Source organism: uncultured Actinobacillus sp., assembly GCF_945915845.1.
GTDB lineage: Bacteria > Pseudomonadota > Gammaproteobacteria > Enterobacterales > Pasteurellaceae > Exercitatus.
The window spans coordinates 40,332-46,876 of sequence record NZ_CAMEFX010000014.1; the positions used below are offsets into that span (position 1 = coordinate 40,332).

The 6,545-nt window shown below is 41.7% G+C and carries 5 protein-coding genes; 2 read left to right on the forward strand and 3 right to left on the reverse strand.

Annotated features, from left to right (window positions below):
• Positions 1 to 26 precede the first annotated feature (26 nt).
• The 3 genes from lolA to lrp are packed head-to-tail and all read right to left on the reverse strand — an operon-like array spanning position 27 to position 3,875.
• Positions 27 to 656: an outer membrane lipoprotein chaperone LolA gene (gene lolA, locus Q0O89_RS05250; protein WP_293730630.1), complete on the reverse strand. Its 630-nt coding sequence runs from the start codon at positions 654 to 656 to the stop codon at positions 27 to 29.
• A gap of 12 nt (positions 657 to 668) precedes the next feature.
• On the reverse strand, positions 669 to 3,383 hold the full coding sequence (locus tag Q0O89_RS05255) for a DNA translocase FtsK (RefSeq protein ID WP_293730631.1): 2,715 nt from the start codon (positions 3,381 to 3,383) through the stop codon (positions 669 to 671).
• Positions 3,384 to 3,395: 12 nt separating this feature from the next.
• On the reverse strand, positions 3,396 to 3,875 hold the full coding sequence (gene lrp, locus Q0O89_RS05260; protein WP_135709637.1) for a leucine-responsive transcriptional regulator Lrp: 480 nt from the start codon (positions 3,873 to 3,875) through the stop codon (positions 3,396 to 3,398).
• A 209-nt stretch (positions 3,876 to 4,084) separates the two neighbouring features.
• Here lrp and fruB point away from each other — a divergent pair, with 209 nt between their 5' ends.
• Positions 4,085 to 5,602 (forward strand): fused PTS fructose transporter subunit IIA/HPr protein, encoded by a 1,518-nt coding sequence (gene fruB / locus Q0O89_RS05265; RefSeq protein ID WP_293730632.1) that lies wholly within the window; start codon positions 4,085 to 4,087, stop codon positions 5,600 to 5,602.
• Positions 5,603 to 5,611: 9 nt separating this feature from the next.
• Positions 5,612 to 6,544, forward strand: coding sequence for a 1-phosphofructokinase (gene fruK, locus Q0O89_RS05270; protein WP_108923964.1), 933 nt, complete (start codon positions 5,612 to 5,614; stop codon positions 6,542 to 6,544).
• Position 6,545: the final 1 nt, after the last annotated feature.

Genomic DNA, 6,545 nt, shown 5'->3' on the forward strand with positions numbered 1-6,545 from the left:
CGCATTTCTACGCCCCACAACATCATCTATTTTTTCTTTTTATTACGCTGATCATCAAATTCAGCCCCTTTCGGTACGCTAAATTTAAAGAGACGATCCGCTAAATCCGCGTTGGTAATGTTACGTAACGCGTATAAATTTGACTGCCCGTCTTTCTCAATGGTACTAAAGCCTTTTAACACGCCATTGGCATCAATACGAATATCAAATTGCTTAATATTGCTGTTTTTAGCTTTTGGGGTTAACACAAAGGTATCGCTGTCTTGTTGCACATTGTACTGATTCCAGTGGCTGGCTTCATTGCTCGTTAACAACACAAATGGCGTATTGTTCACCGCATCCGCTACCCAATTTGCTGTAACTTGCTCAACGAAAGGATCGTAAAACCAAAGGGTTTTACCGTCCGCAATAATTTGGGTTTCTTGTGGGGTTTTATTATCCATACGGAACAAATTCGGACGTTTAATTTGAAGTTTTCCCGAACCTGATTGTACTTGTTTGCCATTAGCTGAGCTGACAGTTTGAGTAAAATCCGCACTAAACACGCTCACTTTTTGTAAGCGCATTTGAAGTTCACTTGCCGCATCAGCAAAAGCTAAAGGTGTAGCTATGGCTAAAGTGAAAAGTGCGGTGAATTTTTTTATTGCTTTTTGCATTTGATTTTCCTTTTAATATTCCGATGTATTGCGAACCAGTAATTCGCGTTTGCCGTTACGCATTTCTGAAACAATACCTTGTTCTTCCATTTGATCCATAATATTTGCCGCTCGGTTAAAACCGATTTTTAGGCGGCGTTGAATAAACGAAGTTGAAGTCATTCCAGTGCTACTCACCACTTCCACGGCCTTATCAAACAATGGATCGAGTTCATCGCTACCGCCGGCATAACTTGTATCATCCATTGTGATCTCTTCATCATCCCCAACCGTTTCTAAAATAGCGGAAATATAATTCGGTTTACCACGCGCACGCCAATCATCCGCAACACGGTTTACCTCATCATCTGTCATAAAGGCACCATGAACACGCATTAATTCTGTCGTGCCATTAGCTAAATACAGCATATCACCACGGCCCAGCAATGCTTCTGCCCCATTTTGGTCTAAGATCGTCCGCGAGTCATTGCGTTGTACAACGGTAAAGGCAATACGACTCGGAATATTGGATTTAATTAACCCGGTAATCACATCCACAGATGGACGTTGAGTTGCCAAAATAACATGAATCCCCACTGCTCGAGCTTTTTGTGTTAAACGTGCAATGAGCTCTTCAATTTGTTTTCCTGCCACCATCATCAGATCCGCAAACTCATCAACAATCACCACAATATAATTCATTCGGCCTAAATGTGGTGCTGTTGCATCCATACTGTCTGACGGCTTCCAAAGCGGATCAGGAATACCATAACCTTCCGCTTTTAATTCATCGATTTTATCATTAAACCCTTCAATATTGCGCACACGAACCTGTGCCAACAATTGATAACGGCGTTCCATTTCTTCTACGCACCAACGTAGCGCATTTGCCGCCTTTCTCATGTCGGTCACGACTTCCGTTAATAAATGCGGAATATCATTATATACCGACAGTTCAACCACTTTCGGGTCGATCATGATAAATTTCACATCCTCAGGTCTAACGCGATAAAGCAGACTTAAAATCATGGTATTGATCCCAACAGATTTTCCCGATCCCGTTGAGCCTGCCACTAATAAGTGTGGCGTTTTAGCTAAATCAATTACCACGGATTTGCCCGAAATATCTTTCCCCAATGCCATTGGCAACAACGCATTAGAATTACGGAACTCATCGCTATCTAATACATCGCGCAAATAGACGGTTTGACGTTTCGCATTAGGAGTTTCAATACCAATATAAGGTTTTCCGGGAATGGTTTCTGCCACACGAATAGATTTAAAGGTCAAAGCTCGCGCTAAATCCGTATCAATACTTGTCACCTTAGAAGCTTTAATACCTGGTTGTAATTCAAGTTCATAGCGCGTAACCACAGGCCCCACTAAAACATCTCGCACTTCTGCTTTGACATTAAAATTACGTAACTGCGCTTCAATACGTTGTGAAGTTTGTTGCAGTTCTTCTGGGGTGATGTCATGACTTTGGGTAGAATGTTGATCCAGCAAATCCAAGGTTGGCATTGCTGTTGTCGGTTTTTCCGTCGCTTTTGGACTACCGAACATTTCTATCACCTTATCCACAGAAATAGAACGTAATCCATTCTGTTCCGGTTCAGAATGAGCATCTGTTTCTAACGCAATCCCCATTTCTTGCGCTTGCATTTGACGTCTATTTTCACGTTCTGCTTCCTGTGCGGCAAAGGCAGTAGCCAAATGGCTCAAATCCCCCTCTGCCTCAGGAGATGGTTCCTCTTCTGTTGCTTCTACCGGGAAAATCGGTTTAGGCGATAATTTCACTTCAGGTATACGTGGGGTATCCATCAAATCTTCTTCAAGAGCGACCGCGCTTTCTGTCATTGGAAGAGAAATGGACGTTTCAGGCTCAATTTTTGGCAAAGTTACTCTGGCAATACTCACTTCAGGAAGCTGTTCCGGAGATTCCACTTGATATTCCCCTAACAAAGCAATATCGTCCATCTCATCATTTGCCAGCGGACTTTGCTCTTGTTCATGGGGCAAGTTTAAGCCTTCAATATTGATATTTAAGGTCTTCGCTTGTTCCGCTTGACTGTCTAATGTTTGTTGCCATGGCGCAATCGTTTTTTCTACTTCTTGAACTTCTGTCGTTTTCTGAGAAACAACGGCTTCATCTTGCTCAATCAGTTTTTCTTCAGATTCATTTTGAACCGTTAACCAATGATAAAATTTTACAATCAAACGGATTAACGACGCACCCGAGCAAAAAATAAAACCAATGATGCTTGTAATAAAAGCAAATAATAAAACCCCAAATTGACCTAGTGTTGGAAATAGGTGTTGCACCAAACTGCCACCAACTACCCCACCGGCAAGATGATAATTGTCGTTATCAAGCAATAAAGAACAAAGCGATGTCAATCCCAACATTAACATCACAAAACCAAACATACGCAAGCTAAAACGCGTCCATGTTAGGCTATCAACGCGCTTTGTACGAATAAAATAAATTGGTGCAATACAAATTAGGAAAGGCAGGATATTTCCAACTTTACCAAAAAAGACAAAAAAGAGATCCATCACCCAAGCACCTAATTTGCCTGACTTATTAATCACTTCTGTTTGGTAAGTCGAAACAGACCAAGCACTATCAATAGGACTATAACTTGACCAAGCAATAATCAAATAGAACCCAAAAAGTGCGGTCAATCCAAATAAAAATTCAACAAAATAATGTTGAGGCGTAAAGCCATCTGTTAGTTTTTTAATCATTCTACGTGAGTGTTATTTTAATTGTAAAAAATTCGTTTGTTTCACTTCTTCCATCACAACATAGGTGCGTGTATCATTCACACCCGGTAAACGCAATAAAGTCGTCCCTAGCAATTTGCGATATGCCGCCATATCAGCGACACGGGTTTTCAACAAATAATCGAAATCCCCTGACACCAAATGACATTCTTGAATTTCATCTAAAGCTTGCACCGCCGCATTAAATTCCTCAAACACATCCGGTTTACCACGAATCAAGGTAATTTCCACAATCACCAGCAAAGGGGCATTCAACAACTCCGGATTAAGCAATGCACGATACCCCGTAATCACACCTTGCTTTTCAAGACGCTTCACCCGCTCCAAGCAAGGTGTTGGCGACAGTCCCACTTTCTTTGATAAATCAATATTTGAGATTTTGCCATTGCGTTGCAACTCATTCAAAATTTTGACATCAATGGCATCAAGGGCTTTAGGCAATTTTTTATCCACAAAATTCACCATATAAAAGAATAAAATTCTGCAAATTGTAGCTTATTTTTGATTAAATAGCTATTTAGTCGAAAATAGTTTTCTTAAGATTATACTTGTAGTGTCTATTTAGAAACTGTTTATCTTTTTGCTAGAACGTTTTAGTCAAAATAAGGTACAATCAGAACGTTTTTTAAATTGAAAATGACTGTCCATAAGAAGGAGCAAAAATGCTTGATTTATCAGCCCAAAATATCCGTTTAAACGGGCAAGCAGCGAACAAAGAAGAGGCGATTAAATTAGTCGCAGCAGGTTTAGTTGCAAATGGGAACGTAGCAGAAGGCTATGAAGCCGGTATGTTGGCACGTGAAACCCAAACCTCGACTTTTTTAGGCAATGGGATTGCGATTCCGCACGGCACATTAGATACCCGAGATTTAGTTCAAAATACCGGTGTACAAATTATTCAATTTCCTCAAGGGGTTGAATGGGGCGAAGGAAATATTGCTTACGTAGCTATCGGTATTGCGGCAAAATCCGATGAACATTTAGCTTTACTTCGTCAATTAACGACTGTGTTAAGTGATGAAGAAGCAGCAGAAAAATTAGCAAAAACCCAAGATGTGCAAGAGTTTGCTGATATTTTAAGCGGTAAAAAAACATTACCGGCGCTTTCAGAAGCCTTAATCTCATTAAATGTAGAAAGCTCAAGTTTGATTACCCTTTCTGCTATTAATGCGGGTAAATTACAAGAGCAAAATTACGTCACACAAGCCTTTATTAGTGATGTGGTTTCAGCCGCTCCACTTCATCTAGGCGATAATGTGTTCGTGATTGATAGCGCAAAAGGTAACTTGGCTAATGGCGTAGCAGTTGCACGTAATACGCAAGGACAAACATTAGTCAGCGTGGCTACGGTAGATAATGCACTCAATCCCATTTTAGCCGCATTATTAAAATCTGAGGTTCGCAGTCAGTTTGCTTCTGCCAATAGCGCGCAGATGCTTGCGTTGTTTAATGGCGAAACGGTCAATACCGCCGAAAATTCAACCGCAGTTGTTTCAGCCACTTCAACGGTAAATAATGGACAAGTGGTTGGAAACTTTACGGTACGTAATGAACACGGTTTACACGCTCGCCCAAGTGCGGTATTGGTTCAAACGTTAAAAGCATTTAGCTCGAAAATTACCGTAGAAAACCTTGACCGTGCAACAGCGCCGGCAAATGCAAAAAGTACAATGAAAATTGTGGCATTAGGTGCAACGAAAGGGACGCGTTTACGCTTTATTGCAGAAGGCGATGATGCTCAACAAGCTATTGAAACCTTAGGCAAAGCAATGGCAGAAGGCCTTGGCGAAAGTGTCACTTTTATTCCTGCCGTTGAAGATAGCATTGAAGGTACTGCAACATCAGCACAAACCGTTGCGGTTGAAACAGTTGTGCCAGCGGTAGCTGATAATGCAACAGAAGGTGCGGTAGAAGCGACTTTCGTTATTCACAACGAACACGGTTTACACGCTCGCCCAAGTGCGGTGCTTGTTAATGAAGTGAAAAAATATACGTCAAAAATCGAAGTGCAAAATCTTGATAAAAACTCACCGCTTGTGAGTGCCAAAAGTTTGATGAAAATCGTGGCACTTGGCGTAACAAAAGGCACGCGTTTACGCTTTGTGGCAACAGGTGATGATGCACAACAAGCCTTAGACGGTATCGGTGCAGCAATTGAAGCCGGTTTAGGTGAGAAATAAGGGGAAAATATGCGTATTGCAACAGTAACGTTAAATCCTGCATTTGATTTGGTCGGTCGCCTTGCCCGTATTGAAATCGGCGAAGTTAATACCGTTGAAACCTTAGGTTTATATCCTGCCGGAAAAGGGATCAATGTGGCAAAAGTCTTGGCAGATTTAGGCACAAAATTATCTGTAACTGGTTTTCTTGGTGAAGAGAATCAAGGGGATTTTGTGCAATCTTTCGCAAAAAATGGGGTGGACGATCAATTCTATCGTGTCGCAGGTAAAACTCGTATCAATGTCAAAATTACGGAAACGGAAGCCGATGTCACGGATCTCAACTTTTTAGGCTTTGAGATCAGCGAAGAGGAGTGGGAGAAATTTACCGCTCAAACTCAACATTGGGAAAGCCAATTTGATCTTGTTGCTGTTTGTGGTTCTTTACCTCGTGGCGTAAGCCCTGAGAAATTTGCCTTGTGGTTAGAAACGCTACATCAGCAAGGTTTAAAAGTGGTATTGGATAGCTCAAATGCGGCATTAACCGCTGGATTAAAAGCCCATCCTTGGCTAGTCAAGCCTAATCGCCGTGAATTAGAAGTTTGGGCTGGTCGAGCCTTAAATAGCCTCGAAGATGTGATTGTTGCTGCTCAAGATTTGCGTGCTAGAGGCATTGAAAACGTCATTATCTCAATGGGTGAAAAAGGTTCGGTGTGGATCAATAACGAAGGCGTACTTCAAGCTCAACCACCACGTTGCGAAAATGTGGTAAGTACCGTAGGGGCTGGCGACTCAATGGTTGCAGGGCTTATCTATGGTTTCTCACAAGGTTGGGATAAAGCGAAAACCCTTGCCTTTGCCAGTGCGACATCTGCTTTAGCGGTTTCCCAAAGTAACGTGGGCGTAAGCGATAAAACAGCGTTGGAAGGGATTTTGGCACAGGTTAAATTGACTGAACTTTAAT

Excerpts from the sequence above, each read along its gene's own strand:
- lolA (WP_293730630.1), bottom strand. The coding sequence starts at position 656 with ATGCAAAAAGCAATAAAAAAATTCACCGCACTTTTCACTTTAGCCATA.
- Q0O89_RS05255 (WP_293730631.1), bottom strand. The coding sequence starts at position 3,383 with ATGATTAAAAAACTAACAGATGGCTTTACGCCTCAACATTATTTTGTT.
- fruB (WP_293730632.1), top strand. The coding sequence starts at position 4,085 with ATGCTTGATTTATCAGCCCAAAATATCCGTTTAAACGGGCAAGCAGCG.
- fruK (WP_108923964.1), top strand. The coding sequence starts at position 5,612 with ATGCGTATTGCAACAGTAACGTTAAATCCTGCATTTGATTTGGTCGGT.